The sequence below is a fragment of the Geopseudomonas sagittaria genome, assembly GCF_900115715.1.
GTDB lineage: Bacteria > Pseudomonadota > Gammaproteobacteria > Pseudomonadales > Pseudomonadaceae > Geopseudomonas > Geopseudomonas sagittaria.
Genome location: NZ_FOXM01000007.1, coordinates 137,320 through 151,483, shown reverse-complemented (window position 1 = coordinate 151,483; position 14,164 = coordinate 137,320). Strand labels below are relative to the sequence as shown.

Genomic DNA, 14,164 nt, shown 5'->3' with positions numbered 1-14,164 from the left:
CCTCGGGGAATTCCATAGGCTTGTCAATCGAACGTCCCGGACAGCGGCGCGGCCGAGACACGTCGACAGCTGACCAATGTCATGACGTTCGCGCACCGCTGCTGCATCATGAAACGAACAGGCCGGCCACAAGCTGGGCCATACTGGATTCCATTCCCTGCCACGGAGAAGCACAATGAACTACCAACACCTGCTGGTCGCGGTCGACATGACCGACGACTGCCACACCGTGATCCAGCGCGCGGTCGAGCTGGCCCATAGCTGCCAGGCGCGCCTGTCACTGGTGCACGTGGTCGAACCGATGTCCATGGCCTTTGGCGGCGACGTACCGATGGATCTGTCGGCGCTGCAGCAGCAACAGATCGATCAGGCACGCGCGCAGCTGGATGGCTTCACCGCCGACCACGCGGAACTGACCAAGGACAACACCCACCTGGCCTTCGGCCAGCCACGCCAGGAGATCCACCGCCTGGCCAGCGAACAGGGCTGCGACCTGATCGTGGTCGGCAGCCACGGCCGTCACGGCCTGGCCCTGCTGCTCGGCTCGACCTCCAACGACGTGCTGCACGGCGCCCCCTGCGACGTGCTGGCGGTGCATCTGAAGAAAGCGTAATCGGTAGACACCCTGTGCGTCGCGCCGGGCCTTGCGCCCGGCGCGACGCAAAGAGTCAGAAAACGCCCAGTTCGGTGCCGCTGCTCATCACCAGCGGACGGATCTTGCTGAGCTGGGCTTCCAGCGAATAGGACACGCTGGAGGCCATGGAGAAGAAGCTGAGGAAGGCCTTGAGGTTGGAGTCGTTCTCGCAGGTGTCGTGGATGCGCTGCCAGAAGGCCTGGTTCACCAGCTGCAGCTGCTGGTAGTTGCGGACCAGCCCCTTGAGTTCCCAGTCGGCATGCCGGCCTTCGCGCATGTTGTAGTACTGGCGCATCAGGTACAGCGAGACGGTGCGCAGGATGAACTCCTGGTTGCTGGCGAACGGCAGGTGCTGCTGGGCCATCGGCTTGAGCCGGCACAGCATCGGGCAGGCGCTGGTGGCCATCAGCACGCCGAGCAGGGCACGCAGTCCGGCCTCCAGACTGACCTCCTTGTAGTACTCGCGCTCGGCGGTGATCACCCGCACCTTGGCCTTCTTGAAGGCCGGCAGGCCACGGAAGTCCTCGATCACCCGGTGCAGGTCGACCGCCGCCGGGCAATGCGTGTTGATGTCCTTGTTCAGCGGGCAGTTGCTGCACTGCTCGTGGTCCAGGCGGGTCCAGCGCGGCGCATCGGCGGCTGCGACCGGATCGTAGCTGCGATCCAGCTCGACCCGATAGTTGAACTCATGGTTATCATCCAGCGTGATCCTGTACTCGATGGTCATTCCCTACTCCGTGTCCATATCCGTGTCAGTGCATCAACCTTCCAATTCGGCCCAGCGCTCCAGCAACCGGTCCAGTTCCTGCTGAAGGAACTCCAGGCGCGCCAGTGCGGCATGGGTCTGTTCCTGAGGCTGCAGATAGAAATCGGGATTGGCGATCTCTTCCTGCAGAGCAGCCTGCTCGCTTTCCAGCGCCTCCATCCGTGCCGGCAACCCATCCAGCTCGCGCTGCTCCTTGTAACTCAGCTTCTTGCGCGCGACTGCGACAGGGGCAGCAACCGCCGCCACGGCCGCCACCGGCTTGCTGTCCTGGGCCGGTTTCTCGCCCGGCTCCTTGCCCACCCCCAGCAGGCGCGGCGAGCCCCCCTGGCGCAGCCAGTCCTGGTAGCCGCCGACGTATTCGCGCACCACGCCATTGCCCTCGAACACCAGGGTGCTGGTCACCACGTTGTCGAGGAAAGCGCGGTCGTGGCTGACCATCAGCACGGTGCCGGGGAAGCCGAGCAGAACTTCCTCGAGCAGCTCGAGGGTTTCCACGTCCAGGTCGTTGGTCGGTTCGTCCAGCACCAGCAGGTTGGCCGGCTTGCTGAACAGCTTGGCGAGCAAAAGGCGTGCCCGCTCGCCACCGGACAGCGCCTTGACCGGCGAGCGGGCGCGCTGCGGGCTGAACAGGAAGTCGCCGAGGTAGCTGAGAATGTGCCGATTCTGGCCATCGATGGTGATGAATTCGCGCCCTTCGGAGATGTTGTCGATCACCGTCTTTTCGGTATCGAGCTGCAGGCGCAACTGGTCGAAATAGGCCACTTCCAGCTTGGTGCCGATCTTGATGCTGCCGCTGGTCGGCTGCAGCTCGCCGAGCAGCAGCTTGAGCAGGGTGGACTTGCCGGTGCCGTTGGCGCCGAGCAGGCCGATGCGGTCGCCGCGCTGCAGGACCATGGAGAAATCGCGGATCAGCGGCTCGCCACCGGGATGAGCGAAGCCGACGTGCTCGGCGACGATCACCTGCTTGCCGGACTTGTCCGCCACATCCAGCTGGATACTGGCGTTGCCCTGGCGCTCGCGACGCTCGCGACGCTCGCTGCGCATCTCCTTGAGCGCGCGCACGCGGCCCTCGTTGCGGGTGCGACGGGCCTTGATGCCCTGGCGGATCCACACCTCCTCCTGGGCCAGGCGCTTGTCGAACAGCGCATTGGCCGCCTCTTCCGCCGCCAGCTGCTGCTCCTTGTGCACCAGGAAGCTGGCGTAGTCGCCGTTCCAGTCGATCAGGTTGCCACGGTCCAGTTCGAGGATGCGCGTGGCCAGGCTCTGCAGGAAGGCCCGGTCGTGGGTGATGAACAGCACCGCGCCGTTGAAGCCGAGCAGCGCCTCCTCCAGCCAGGCGATGGCGCCGATGTCGAGATGGTTGGTCGGCTCGTCGAGCAGCAGCAGATCCGGCTCGGCCACCAGCGCCTGAGCCAGCAGCACGCGGCGGCGCCAGCCACCGGACAGCTCGGCCAGGGTCTTCTCCGCCGGCAGCTGCAGGCGGCTCAGGGTGTTCTCCACCAGTTGCTGCAGGCGCCAGCCGTCGCGCGCTTCCAGCGCCTGCTGGACGCGGGACAGCTCGTTGAGATCCTCGTCACTGTGGATGTGCTGGGACAGGTGGTGGTACTGGGCGATCAGCAGGCCGACCTCGGCCAGGCCCTCGGCCACCACGTCGTACACCGTGCGCTCGTCGGCCGGCGGCAGCTCCTGGGGCAACTCGCCGATCTTCAGCGACGGCGCGCGCCAGACCTGACCGTCGTCCGGGCGCTGATCACCCTTGACCAGCTTGAGCAGGCTGGACTTGCCGGTGCCGTTGCGGCCGATGATGCACACCCGCTCGCCCCTGGCGATCTGCCACGACACCTTGTCCAGCAACGGCGTGGCGCCGTAGGCGAGGGACACATCGGTGAACTTGAGCAGGGTCATGGGCAAAGCCTCCACAGGAATGGCCGCGCATTCTACTCGCTGTTAGCCCACACGGGGCATAGTGCTTTTCCTACAGACAGGGCTAATTTCGGTCAACCGCCACTTTTCCCTCTGGCTGGCGCTATGAGCGCCGCCGGGGGCGCGCTAAGCTTTCGCCCATAGCCGTCCCTCCCCACGCCAGAAGTTCCGGATTCCCATGCGCGCCCGCCCGTTTGTCCTGCTTGCCCTCCTGCTGACCAGCCTCGGCCTCTTCCAGTCCGCCAGCGCCGCCTCGCTGGCGCAACAGCGGATCCTCTACGACGAGGCCAAGCGCGCCCTGGGCAAGAACGATCCCGCGCCCTACCTGCGCAACCGCCAGGCCCTGCAGGGCTACCCGCTGGAGCCGCACCTGGCCTACGACGAGCTGACCCTGCGTCTGAAGAGTGCCAGCAACCGCGAGATCGAGACCTTCCTCGCCGAGCACGGCGACCTGCCGCAGATCGGCTGGATGAAGCTGCGCTGGCTGCGCTGGCTGGCCGAGCGCGGCGACTGGCAGACCTTCATCAAGCACTATTCGCCGGCGCTGGAATTCACCGAACTGGACTGCCTGCTCGGCGAGTACCAGTTCCGTCACGGCAAGGCCGCCGACGGCGCCATCACCGCCCAGCGCCTGTGGCTGACTGGCAAGTCGCAACCCAACACCTGCGACCGCCTGTTCGACCTGTGGCGCGCCCGGGGTGGGCTGACCGAGGACATGCGCTGGCAGCGCCTCAAGCTCGCTGCCCAGGAACGCAACTATGGCCTGGCCAGCTACCTGCAGAAGACCCTGGGCAGCCTCGCCGGCCAGGGCCAGCTGCTGATCGAGGTGGCGCAGAAGCCCGAGCTGCTACTGCAGCGCCAGCGCTTCGCCGCCACTGACCGCCACACCGCCGACGCCGTCGGCCTCGGCCTGCGCCGCCTGGCGCGGCAGAACCCCGAGCAGGCCCTCGGTTTGCTCGAGGAATACAGCCGCCACCTGCCGTTCTCCAGCGAGGAGAAGGTGGCCATCGCCCGCGAGATCGGCCTGACCCTGGCGCGCCGCTTCGACGCCCGCGCGCTCAAGGTGATGAGCCAGTACGACCCCGAACTGCGCGACAACACCGTCAGCGAGTGGCGCGCCCGCCTGCTGCTGCGCCTCGGTCGCTGGGCCGACGCCCACCAGCTGACCCGGCAGATGCCCGGCGACCTGGCGGCCAGCAGCCGCTGGCGCTACTGGCAGGCGCGCAGCCTGCAACTGGCCCAGCCCGGCAGCAAGGACCCGATCCGCCTGTACATGCCGGTGGCCGGCGAGCGCGACTTCTACGGCTTCCTCTCCGCCGACCGGATCAACGCGCCCTACCAGCTCAACCACAAGCCGATGGCCATCGACCCCAAGGTGATGCAGAAGGTGCGCAACACCGCCGGCATCCGCCGCGCCCTGGAGTTCCATGCCCGCGGGCAGGTCGGCGACGGCCGCCGCGAGTGGTACCACGTCAGCCGCCTGTTCAGCCGCGAGGAACTGGTCGCCCAGGCGCGCCTGGGCTACGAGATGGAGTGGTACTTCCCGGCCATCCGCGCCATCAGCCAGGCCCAGTACTGGGACGACCTCGACGTGCGCTTCCCGATGGCCCACCAGCACACCCTGACCCGCGAGGCGCGCAGCCGCGGCCTGCACTCGAGCTGGGTGTTCGCCATTACCCGCCAGGAGAGCGGTTTCATGGCCGACGCCCGCTCCCACGTCGGCGCCATGGGCCTGATGCAGCTGATGCCGGCCACCGCCAAGGAAACCGCGCGGCGCTACGGCATCCCGCTGCGCTCGCCGCAGCAGGCCTACTCGCCCGAGGTCAACATCCAGCTCGGCGCCGCCTACCTGAGCCAGGTCTACGGCCAGTTCGGCGGCAACCGCATCCTCGCTTCCGCCGCCTACAACGCGGGTCCCGGCCGCGTGCGCCAGTGGCTGCGCGGCAACGAGCAGATGCCCTTCGACATCTGGATCGAGACCATTCCCTTCGACGAAACCCGCCAGTACGTGCAGAACGTGCTGTCCTACTCGGTGATCTATGGGGAAAAACTCGGTGCGCCGCAGAAGCTGGTGGAGTGGCACGAGCGCGAACTGGGGCAGCAGTAGGGCGAACTCGACGCAAATGTAGGGTGGGTTAGGCCGCAGGCCGTAACCCACCGAGCGGTCGCCAGGCTGCGCTGGGATGCCTGTCGGCATCCTTGGCGGGTTACGCCGCGACGCGGCTAACCCACCCTACGGATCGCTTCAGTCAAGCAGGGTCACCGGCATGCCCACCTCCAGCACACCCTGGCCGCGCTGGATCAGGTTCTGGCCGAAGTACACGCCGTCGGCATCGCGCCGGTAGGTCGCCAGCGTCTTCAGCGGCTCGCCGTCGTTCGAGCGCTCGCCGCTGTGCGGGTCGAGGGTCGGAATCGCGCAGCGCGAACAGGGCTTGACCCGTTCGAACTCGATCGCGCCGATGCGCAGGCGCCCCCAGCCATCCTCGGCGTAGGGATCGGCGCCCTCGATCACCAGGTTGGGGCGAAAGCGCAGCATCTCCAGCGGCCGGCCGACCCGCGCCGCCAGGTCGTCGAGCGAGGCCTGGCCGATCAGCAGCAACGGAAAGCCGTCGGCGAAACCCACCTGGTCGCCGACCTGCGCATAGCCGGTGTCCACCTGGCGGGCGCGGCTCGGCGGCACGTGCACCAGCCGGCAGTCGCGACCGAGAAACGCACTCAGCCACTGTGCCGCCGCCTCGCCGGCATCCGGAACCTGCAGGCTGTCGCCCCACACCGTCACCCCGCGCAGCGCCTCGTCGGCCGGCGGCACCGCCACCGCCAGCGGCACCCGACCGGAAACGCTCAGCTCGAGGGTCTCGTCGTCCCGCCAGCGCGCAGCGATCTGCGCCATCTGGCCGAGCTGGCGCTGGGTGAGGAAGCGCCCGCTGGCCGCATCGACCACCATCCAGCGCCGATCGCCGGCCAGCCCGAGGGCGTCGACCTCCGCACGTTGCAGCGACTCGCCGCCGAGGGACTTGACCGGAAAACGGTAGAGCGCGGAGAGACGCAGCATGGGGTCGCCATCCATTCGGGGAAAAGCGCTTTATAAAGCCCCGCTGCCGGGCCCACAAGGCGCCGCCTGGCTGTGCCGGTAGTGGATCAGGTTGTGGAACAGCACCGGCGCGCTGCCGCCGTTGCGATAGGCATGCGGCCGGTCGGCGGCGAAACGCAGGCCCTCGCCGCGGGCGACCGCCTGCCAGCGCCCGTCGACGCACACCTCGAGACTGCCGCTGACCGGGATCACATGCTCGGTGACACCGGCCGCGTGCGGCACCGACTGGTGACAGGCTCCGGGCTGCAGCTCGATGACGAAGAACTCGATACCCAGCGCCGGATCGTAGGGAAACAGCGAGCGCACCTGGATGCTGCCATCGTCGGTCGGCCAGTCGCCGCCGGCACTGCTGCGCAGCAGCATTCCTTCGCCCTGCGGTGCATCCTCCAGCAGCGCGGAAAACGAGGTCTCGAAGCCCGCGGCGATCTTCCACAGGGTCGCCACCGTCGGGCTCGATTCGCCACGCTCGATCTGGCCGAGCATGGCCTTGCTCACCCCGGTCGCCTGCGCCGCGCGATCCAGGCTCCAGCCTCGACCCTGGCGCAGGGCGCGCAACCGCCCGGCAATCCGCCCGCTGATATCCGTCATCACCCGCCCTCTTTCCGCCCTTGTGCGCTATAGCGCACAAGGGTAACGTGACCACCACGTGCGCAATAACGCACAAGGTACTCGACCACTCAAGCCCGAGGAATACCCATGCGCCACTTCCCGGCAGCCAGCCATCTCAGCGCCGGCCTGATCGCCGTGCTGGTCGGTTTCACCAGCTCGGCGGTGATCATCTTCCAGGCCGCCGCCGCGGCCGGCGCCAGCCCGGCCCAGGTCAGTTCCTGGCTGTGGGCGCTGTGCCTGGGCTGCGGGCTGACCAGCATCGGCCTGTCGCTGTATTACCGGGCGCCGCTGCTCACCGCCTGGTCGACCCCCGGCGCCGCCCTGCTCGCCGGCAGCCTGGGCGGCCTGGGCATGGCCGAGGCGGTCGGCGCCTTCCTGTTCAGCGCCGCGCTGATCACCTTCAGCGGCGTCAGCGGCCTGTTCGCCCGCCTCATGCAGCGCATCCCCCAGGCGCTGGCCGCCGCCATGCTCGCCGGCGTGCTGCTGCGCTTCGGCCTCGAGCTGTTCGGCGCCTTCGAGCAGCAGGCGCTGCTGGTCGGCAGCCTGTTCCTCGCCTACCTGCTGGGCAAGCGCCTGCTGCCGCGCTACGCGATCCTCCTCGTGCTGCTGCTCGGCATCGGCCTGGCCTGGCAGCTCGATCTGCTGCACGGGCAACGGGTGGAGCTGGCGCTGGCCACGCCGCAGTTCACCGCCCCGGTATTCTCCTGGCAGGCGCTGATCGGCGTCGGCATTCCGCTGTTCGTGGTCACCATGGCCTCGCAGAACCTGCCCGGCGTGGCGGTGCTGCGCACCTCCGGCTACCAGCAGGTGCCGGTGTCGCCGCTGATCGCCTGGACCGGCCTGGCCAGCCTGCTGCTCGCCCCGTTCGGCGGCTTCGCGATCAACCTGGCGGCGATCACCGCGGCGATCTGCGCCGGCCCGGAAGCCGGCCACGAGCCGCAGCGCCGCTACTGGGCGGCGGTGTGCGCCGGGGTCTGCTACCTGCTGATCGGCCTGTTCGGCGCCAGCGTGACCAGCCTGTTCGCCGCCTTGCCGCAGGCGCTGATCCTCGCCATCGCCGGGCTGGCGCTGCTGGTCACCCTGAGCAACAGCCTGGCCGGCGCCCTGCAGGACGTGCGCCAGCGCGAGCCGGCGCTGATCACCTTCCTGGTCACCGCCTCCGGCCTCAGCCTGCTCGGCGTCGGCGCGGCGTTCTGGGGGCTGGTGGCCGGCGGACTGGCCAGCGCGGTGCTGAATGGCAACCTGAGCCGTAGGGTGGGTTAGCCGCGCAGCGGCGTAACCCGCCAAGGATGCCGACGGGCATCCCCCGTTACCGGCCGCCCTGCCCTCACAGCGCCAGCAACCGCTCGCGCAGCTTCTGGATCTCGTCGCGCAGCTGCGCCGCAGCCTCGAACTCCAGGTCGCGGGCCAGCTGGTACATCTTTTCCTCCATCTGGCGGATGCGCTTGGTGATCTCGCTCGGCGAGCGCAGCTCGGCCTCGTATCGGGCGCTCTCCTCGGCCGCCTTGGCCGCCGCGCCGCGCTTGCGGCTGCGCGAGCCGGGCACGCTGGCGCCCTCGAGGATGTCCTGGACGTCCTTCTTGACGCCCTTGGGCACGATGCCGTGCTTGTCGTTGAAGGCAATCTGCTTGGCGCGGCGCCGTTCGGTCTCGTCGATGGCGCGCTGCATCGAGCCGGTCATGCGGTCGGCGTAGAGGATCGCCCGGCCGTCGAGGTTGCGCGCGGCGCGGCCGATGGTCTGGATCAGCGAACGCTCGCTGCGCAGGAAGCCTTCCTTGTCGGCATCGAGGATCGCCACCAGCGCCACCTCGGGCATGTCCAGGCCTTCGCGCAGCAGGTTGATGCCGACCAGCACGTCGAAGGCGCCGATGCGCAGGTCGCGGATGATCTCCACCCGCTCCACGGTGTCGATGTCCGAGTGCAGGTAGCGCACCCGCACGTCGTGGTCGGAGAGGTAGTCGGTGAGGTCCTCGGCCATGCGCTTGGTCAGGGTGGTGACCAGCACGCGCTCCTCGGCGACCACGCACTTGCGGATCTCCGAGAGCAGGTCGTCGACCTGGGTGGTCGCCGGACGCACCTCGATCTGCGGGTCGACCAGGCCGGTCGGGCGCACCAGTTGCTCGATCACCCGCCCGGCGTGCTCGGCCTCGTAGGGGCCGGGGGTGGCGGAGACGAAGATGGTCTGCGGACTGGCCGCCTCCCATTCCTCGAACTTCATCGGCCGGTTGTCCAGCGCCGAGGGCAGGCGGAAGCCGTACTCCACCAGGGTTTCCTTGCGCGAGCGGTCGCCCTTGTACATGGCGCCGACCTGCGGCACGGTGACGTGCGACTCGTCGATCACCAGCAGGGCATCGTCCGGCAGGTAGTCGTAGAGGGTCGGCGGCGGCGCGCCGGGCTCGCGGCCGGACAGGTAGCGCGAGTAGTTTTCGATGCCGTTGCAGTAGCCCAGCTCGAGGATCATCTCCAGGTCGAAGCGGGTGCGCTGCTCCAGGCGCTGCGCCTCCACCAGCTTGTCGTGGGCGCGCAGGTACTCCAGGCGCTGCTTGAGTTCGACCTTGATCTGCTCCACCGCCTCCAGCAGCGTCTCGCGCGGGGTGACGTAGTGGCTCTTGGGGTAGAAGGTGAAACGCGGCAGCTTGCGGATCACCTCGCCGGTCAGCGGGTCGAAGGCGGCCAGGCTCTCCACCTCGTCGTCGAACAGCTCGATGCGGATCGCCTCCAGCTCGGATTCGGCCGGATAGATGTCGATCACGTCGCCGCGCACGCGAAAGGTGGCGCGCGCGAAGTCCATGTCGTTGCGGGTGTACTGCAACTCGGCCAGCCGGCGCAGCAGCTCGCGCTGGTCAAGTTTGTCGCCGCGGTCGACGTGCAGGACCATCTTCAGGTACGACTCGGGATCGCCCAGGCCGTAGATCGACGACACCGTGGCGACGATGATCACGTCCGGCCGCTCCAGCAGCGCCTTGGTCGCCGACAGGCGCATCTGCTCGATGTGGTCGTTGATCGAGGCGTCCTTCTCGATGTAGGTATCCGACGACGGCACGTAGGCTTCCGGCTGGTAGTAGTCGTAGTAGGAGACGAAGTACTCCACCGCGTTGTCCGGGAAGAAGCTCCTGAACTCGCCGTACAGCTGCGCCGCCAGGGTCTTGTTCGGCGCCAGCACCAGGGTCGGCCGCTGCACCTTGGCGATCACGTTGGCGACGCTGAAGGTCTTGCCCGAGCCGGTCACGCCGAGCAGGGTCTGGTGCGACAGCCCCGCCTCGAGGCCCTCGACCATCTGGCGGATCGCCTGTGGCTGGTCGCCGGCCGGCTTGAAGCGGGTGACGAGATGAAACTTGGACATATGCGTACCCTGAGAAGACAAACTCCTGCGCCAACGAGTACGCCGGGCAGGCGCCCGACCCCGCGCGCGACATTATGTCGCACCAATGGCCGTTTTCGCCGCACCTGCGTATCGCCGCACCGGGATGGTGCTGTCTATAATATCGCCCCGTTTGCGCAACCCCCTAGCCGCAATGACGGCAGGTGTTGCATCGCCTCCCACCCTCATTCTCCGAGCTGCCGCACATGAGTCTGTTCTCCGCCGTCGAAATGGCTCCCCGCGACCCCATCCTGGGCCTCAACGAAGCCTTCAATGCCGACACCCGTCCGGGCAAGGTCAATCTGGGCGTGGGCGTCTACTACAACGAAGAAGGCCGCATTCCGCTGCTGCGCGCCGTGATCGAAGCCGAGAAGGCCCGCCTGGCCGCCCAGTCGCCGCGCGGCTATCTGCCGATCGAAGGCATCGCCGCCTACGACAGCGCCGTGCAGAAGCTGCTGTTCGGTGCCGACTCCGCCCTGCTGGCCGAAGGCCGCGTGGTCACCACCCAGTCCCTCGGCGGCACCGGCGCGCTGAAGACCGGCGCCGACTTCCTCAAGCGCCTGCTGCCCGACGCCGTGGTGGCGATCAGCAACCCGAGCTGGGAAAACCACCGCGCGCTGTTCGAGTCCGCCGGCTTCCCGGTGCAGAACTACAGCTACTACGACGCCGCCAGCCAGGGCGTCAACCTGACCGGCATGCTCGCCGACCTGCGCGCCCTGCCGGCCCGCTCGATCATCGTGCTGCACGCCTGCTGCCACAACCCGACCGGCGTCGACCTGTCCTCCAGCGACTGGCAGCAGGTGCTGGAAGTGGTGCGCGAGCGCAACCACGTGCCGTTCCTCGACATCGCCTACCAGGGCTTCGGCGACGGCATCGCCGAAGACGCCGAGGCGGTGCGCCTGTTCGCCGATTCCGGCCTGCAGTTCTTCGTCTCCAGCTCCTTCTCCAAGTCGTTCTCGCTGTACGGCGAGCGCGTCGGTGCACTGTCGATCGTCACCGCCTCCAAGGAAGAAGCCGGCCGCGTGCTGTCGCAGGTCAAGCGGGTGATCCGCACCAACTACTCCAACCCGCCGACCCACGGCGCCAGCGTGGTCGCCGCGGTGCTCAACAGCCCCGAGCTGCGCGCCCTGTGGGAAGAGGAACTGGGCGAGATGCGCCAGCGCATCCGCGCCCTGCGCAACGGCATGGTCGAGCAACTGGCCGCCCACGGCGCCAAGCGCGACTTCGGCTTCGTCGCCCGCCAGCGCGGCATGTTCTCCTACTCGGGCCTGACCAGCGAGCAGGTCGAGCGCCTGAAGAACGAGTTCGGCATCTACGCCGTCGGCACCGGGCGCATCTGCGTTGCCGCGCTGAACAGCAAGAACCTCGAGGTGGTCACCCGCGCCATCGTCGAAGTGCTCTGACAGCGGATCGGGAAGTCAGCCCCAAGGGGTTGACTTCTCCTTCCTAATCAGTAACATACGCATCGTTGTTCCGCGATAGCTCAGTCGGTAGAGCAAATGACTGTTAATCATTGGGTCCCTGGTTCGAGTCCAGGTCGCGGAGCCAGATTTCAAAGCCTCGGGTGAAAGCCCGGGGCTTTTTTATTGCCTGAGAATCGTCCCCTTCCGAGCCTCGAGCCTGCGCCGCCGAGAATCTCACCTATGGTTGTAGCTACCGACCGCCATGCGGCGAGCCGTCATCCGGAGGGGGAACCATGACCATTCGCACACTGAAGAAATCCCAGGGCTACACCGGCGAAGCACAGGACGAGTGGGAACAGATCACCGATGGCTACATCGTGGTCAGCTACAACACCGTCCGCGCCAACGCCGATGTCAGCTGGCGCCGCCATGATCAGGAGGACGACTGGCACGACCTGCCCTACGTGTCCGCCGACCTGCCCGGCAGCGACGAGAAGATCCTCGAATTCGTGCGCGACTACCTCGACCTGAACGAGGAGGACTAGCCTCACCCCTTCAGCGCCAGAATCCTGCGTGCGCCATTGAGCACCAGCAGGCCGACCACGCCGCCGATCAACAGATCCGGATACGGCGAGCCGCTCCAGGCCACCAGCGCACCGGCGACGATCACCCCGAGGTTGGCGAGCACGTCGTTGGCCGAGAAGATCCAGCTGGCGCGCATGTGCGCGCCGCCGTCGCGATGCCCGGAAATCAGCCACAGGCAGGCGACATTGGCGACCAGCGCCAGCAGGCCGACGCCCATCATCGGCAGCGACTGCGGCTCGCTGCCGTAGACGAAGCGGCGACCGACCTCGACCAGCGCCGCCAGGGCGAGGATCAGCTGCAGCACGCCGGCAAAATGCGCCGCCCGCACCTGCCAGTCCAGCGCACGCCCCACCGCGAACAGTGCCACACCGTACACTGCGGCGTCGGCGAACATGTCCAGCGAGTCGGCGATCAGTCCGGTGGACTGGGCGAGCAGGCCACTGCCCAGTTCGACCAGGAACATCACGGCGTTGATCGCCAGCAACCACTTGAGCACGCCGGCCTGTTGCCGGCTCTGCTCCGCGTCGCTGCGCTGCTGGCGAGCGGCCGTCTCGCGAGCCACCGCCTCGGTGGACTCCAGGCGGGCGCCCAGCCCCAGACTGACCAGCCGGTCGGCAATCGGCTCGCAGGCACCGTCGTGAAACACCCGCAAGCGCCGCCCGGGCAGGTCGAAGGCCAGCGCCACCACGCCCGGCAGGGGCTCGAGGGCCAGGCGGATCATCCGCTCCTCGGCGGCGCAGTCCATCTTGGGGATCACGAAATGGCTGACCCGACTGGCCTCGCCCTGCGCGCCAGTCACGCGCTCCGTGTTGTCCGCCGCGGCGCATCCGCAGCCACTCTTGCATCCCGTCATTGCTCTTGCTCTCCCTCGATTGCCGTTGCGCCCATCCCCACCACGTCACCGGCGAAGGCCTGGGCGAGCAATTGTGGCAGCACCAGCCCTGCCGCACCGCCCAGCCAGTATTCGCGCGCCCCCTCGGCGGCGGCCGCCTGCGGATTGACATGCACCAGCAGCGCGCCGCTTTCCAGGGCGAGCTGCGGTATCCGCGCCGCCGGATAGACCACGCCCGAGGTGCCCACCGAGAGCAGCAGGTCGCACTCGCCGGCGGCGGCGAAGGCCTGCTGCAGCGCCTGCGCCGGCAGCTCCTCGCCGAACCACACCACACCGGGACGCACCCGGCCGCCGCAGTGCGGACAGCGCGGCGGCTCCAGGCGGCGGCCCGCGGCCGGTTCCTGCGGATCGGCCGCGAGTCCGGCGAACGGCCGCGCGCAGGCGAAGCAGCGCGGCGCATGCAGGCTGCCGTGCAGGTGGATGACCTCAGAGCTGCCGGCGCGCTCGTGCAGGTCGTCGACGTTCTGGGTGACCAGGGTCAGCTTCGGTACCTGCCGGGCTAGAGCGGCGATGGCTTGGTGCGCCGGATTGGGCCGGGCCTTGAGCACCTGGGCGCGGCGCCATTCGTACCAGCCCCAGACCAGTGCCGGATCGCGGCGGAAGGCCTCCGCCGTGGCCAGATCGCCCGGATCGAAGCGCTGCCACAGGCCGCTCAGCGCATCGCGAAAGGTCGGGATGCCGCTTTCCGCCGACACCCCGGCGCCGGTGAACACCACCACGTGCCGGGCGCGGCGCAGGGCGGCGGCTACTACCTGCAAGTCACTCATCGATACCCTCTCCTTCCGACCATGCGCACGCAACTCACCCTGTGGGAGGCGCGACCTCGCGGCGATGCGGGCCGCAGGCCCGCCCAAAGCGCCAGAGCATCGCCCCGAGGTCGGGCCTCCCACAACCACAGTG

12 protein-coding genes and 1 tRNA gene are annotated in these 14,164 nt (G+C 68.2%); 6 read left to right on the top strand and 7 right to left on the bottom strand.

The genetic code is table 11. The annotated features are described in order from the left end of the window. The first annotated feature begins 175 nt into the window (after window positions 1-175). The gene (locus tag BM297_RS10795) at window positions 176-613 is read left to right on the top strand and encodes a universal stress protein (RefSeq protein WP_092431190.1); all 438 of its coding nucleotides are present in this window, start codon (window positions 176-178) and stop codon (window positions 611-613) included. A gap of 55 nt (window positions 614-668) precedes the next feature. Here BM297_RS10795 and BM297_RS10790 read toward each other — a convergent pair whose 3' ends face one another. After that, a complete protein-coding gene (locus tag BM297_RS10790) occupies window positions 669-1,361 on the bottom strand; it encodes a DUF6901 family protein (RefSeq protein WP_092431188.1) in 693 nt (230 codons plus the stop codon). Window positions 1,362-1,394: 33 nt separating this feature from the next. Continuing rightward, a complete protein-coding gene (locus tag BM297_RS10785; RefSeq protein ID WP_092431186.1) occupies window positions 1,395-3,305 on the bottom strand; it encodes an ATP-binding cassette domain-containing protein in 1,911 nt (636 codons plus the stop codon). Window positions 3,306-3,501: 196 nt separating this feature from the next. Here BM297_RS10785 and BM297_RS10780 point away from each other — a divergent pair, with 196 nt between their 5' ends. Next, on the top strand, window positions 3,502-5,430 hold the full coding sequence (locus tag BM297_RS10780; protein WP_092431184.1) for a transglycosylase SLT domain-containing protein: 1,929 nt from the start codon (window positions 3,502-3,504) through the stop codon (window positions 5,428-5,430). Window positions 5,431-5,568: 138 nt separating this feature from the next. Here BM297_RS10780 and BM297_RS10775 read toward each other — a convergent pair whose 3' ends face one another. Then, entirely contained in the window at window positions 5,569-6,375 is an 807-nt protein-coding gene (locus BM297_RS10775; RefSeq protein WP_092431182.1) for an MOSC domain-containing protein, read from the bottom strand. 30 nt (window positions 6,376-6,405) lie between these two features. After that, window positions 6,406-7,002, bottom strand: coding sequence for a helix-turn-helix domain-containing protein (locus BM297_RS10770; protein WP_092431180.1), 597 nt, complete (start codon window positions 7,000-7,002; stop codon window positions 6,406-6,408). A 108-nt stretch (window positions 7,003-7,110) separates the two neighbouring features. On the opposite strand from BM297_RS10770, the gene BM297_RS10765 reads away from it, so the two are divergent. Beyond that, window positions 7,111-8,286 (top strand): benzoate/H(+) symporter BenE family transporter, encoded by a 1,176-nt coding sequence (locus BM297_RS10765; RefSeq protein WP_092431178.1) that lies wholly within the window; start codon window positions 7,111-7,113, stop codon window positions 8,284-8,286. A 64-nt stretch (window positions 8,287-8,350) separates the two neighbouring features. Here the strand turns inward: BM297_RS10765 and uvrB are convergent, their stop codons facing one another. Further along, window positions 8,351-10,366 (bottom strand): excinuclease ABC subunit UvrB, encoded by a 2,016-nt coding sequence (gene uvrB, locus BM297_RS10760; RefSeq protein ID WP_092431177.1) that lies wholly within the window; start codon window positions 10,364-10,366, stop codon window positions 8,351-8,353. A 224-nt stretch (window positions 10,367-10,590) separates the two neighbouring features. On the opposite strand from uvrB, the gene BM297_RS10755 reads away from it, so the two are divergent. From BM297_RS10755 to BM297_RS10745, 3 genes are all read left to right on the top strand, one after another. Then, entirely contained in the window at window positions 10,591-11,787 is a 1,197-nt protein-coding gene (locus BM297_RS10755; protein WP_092431175.1) for an amino acid aminotransferase, read from the top strand. Window positions 11,788-11,856: 69 nt separating this feature from the next. Then, window positions 11,857-11,932, top strand: a tRNA-Asn gene (locus BM297_RS10750). Between the two features lie 148 nt (window positions 11,933-12,080). Continuing rightward, window positions 12,081-12,332: a hypothetical protein gene (locus tag BM297_RS10745; protein ID WP_092431173.1), complete on the top strand. Its 252-nt coding sequence runs from the start codon at window positions 12,081-12,083 to the stop codon at window positions 12,330-12,332. 2 nt (window positions 12,333-12,334) lie between these two features. Here BM297_RS10745 and BM297_RS10740 read toward each other — a convergent pair whose 3' ends face one another. Together BM297_RS10740 and BM297_RS10735 are read right to left on the bottom strand one after the other, a co-directional pair. Then, window positions 12,335-13,225 (bottom strand): cation efflux transmembrane domain-containing protein, encoded by an 891-nt coding sequence (locus BM297_RS10740; RefSeq protein WP_092431168.1) that lies wholly within the window; start codon window positions 13,223-13,225, stop codon window positions 12,335-12,337. Beyond that, window positions 13,222-14,031, bottom strand: a complete 810-nt coding sequence (locus BM297_RS10735; protein ID WP_092431162.1) for an SIR2 family NAD-dependent protein deacylase — start codon at window positions 14,029-14,031, stop codon at window positions 13,222-13,224. The genes BM297_RS10740 and BM297_RS10735 overlap by 4 nt, the downstream gene beginning before the upstream one ends. Window positions 14,032-14,164 lie beyond the last annotated feature (133 nt).

Coding starts and splice junctions, on each gene's coding strand:
- BM297_RS10775 (WP_092431182.1), bottom strand. CDS start 6,375: ATGCTGCGTCTCTCCGCGCTCTACCGTTTTCCGGTCAAGTCCCTCGGC.
- BM297_RS10735 (WP_092431162.1), bottom strand. CDS start 14,031: ATGAGTGACTTGCAGGTAGTAGCCGCCGCCCTGCGCCGCGCCCGGCAC.
- BM297_RS10740 (WP_092431168.1), bottom strand. CDS start 13,225: ATGACGGGATGCAAGAGTGGCTGCGGATGCGCCGCGGCGGACAACACG.
- BM297_RS10745 (WP_092431173.1), top strand. CDS start 12,081: ATGACCATTCGCACACTGAAGAAATCCCAGGGCTACACCGGCGAAGCA.
- BM297_RS10765 (WP_092431178.1), top strand. CDS start 7,111: ATGCGCCACTTCCCGGCAGCCAGCCATCTCAGCGCCGGCCTGATCGCC.
- BM297_RS10795 (WP_092431190.1), top strand. CDS start 176: ATGAACTACCAACACCTGCTGGTCGCGGTCGACATGACCGACGACTGC.
- BM297_RS10785 (WP_092431186.1), bottom strand. CDS start 3,305: ATGACCCTGCTCAAGTTCACCGATGTGTCCCTCGCCTACGGCGCCACG.
- BM297_RS10755 (WP_092431175.1), top strand. CDS start 10,591: ATGAGTCTGTTCTCCGCCGTCGAAATGGCTCCCCGCGACCCCATCCTG.
- BM297_RS10790 (WP_092431188.1), bottom strand. CDS start 1,361: ATGACCATCGAGTACAGGATCACGCTGGATGATAACCATGAGTTCAAC.
- BM297_RS10770 (WP_092431180.1), bottom strand. CDS start 7,002: ATGACGGATATCAGCGGGCGGATTGCCGGGCGGTTGCGCGCCCTGCGC.
- BM297_RS10780 (WP_092431184.1), top strand. CDS start 3,502: ATGCGCGCCCGCCCGTTTGTCCTGCTTGCCCTCCTGCTGACCAGCCTC.
- uvrB (WP_092431177.1), bottom strand. CDS start 10,366: ATGTCCAAGTTTCATCTCGTCACCCGCTTCAAGCCGGCCGGCGACCAG.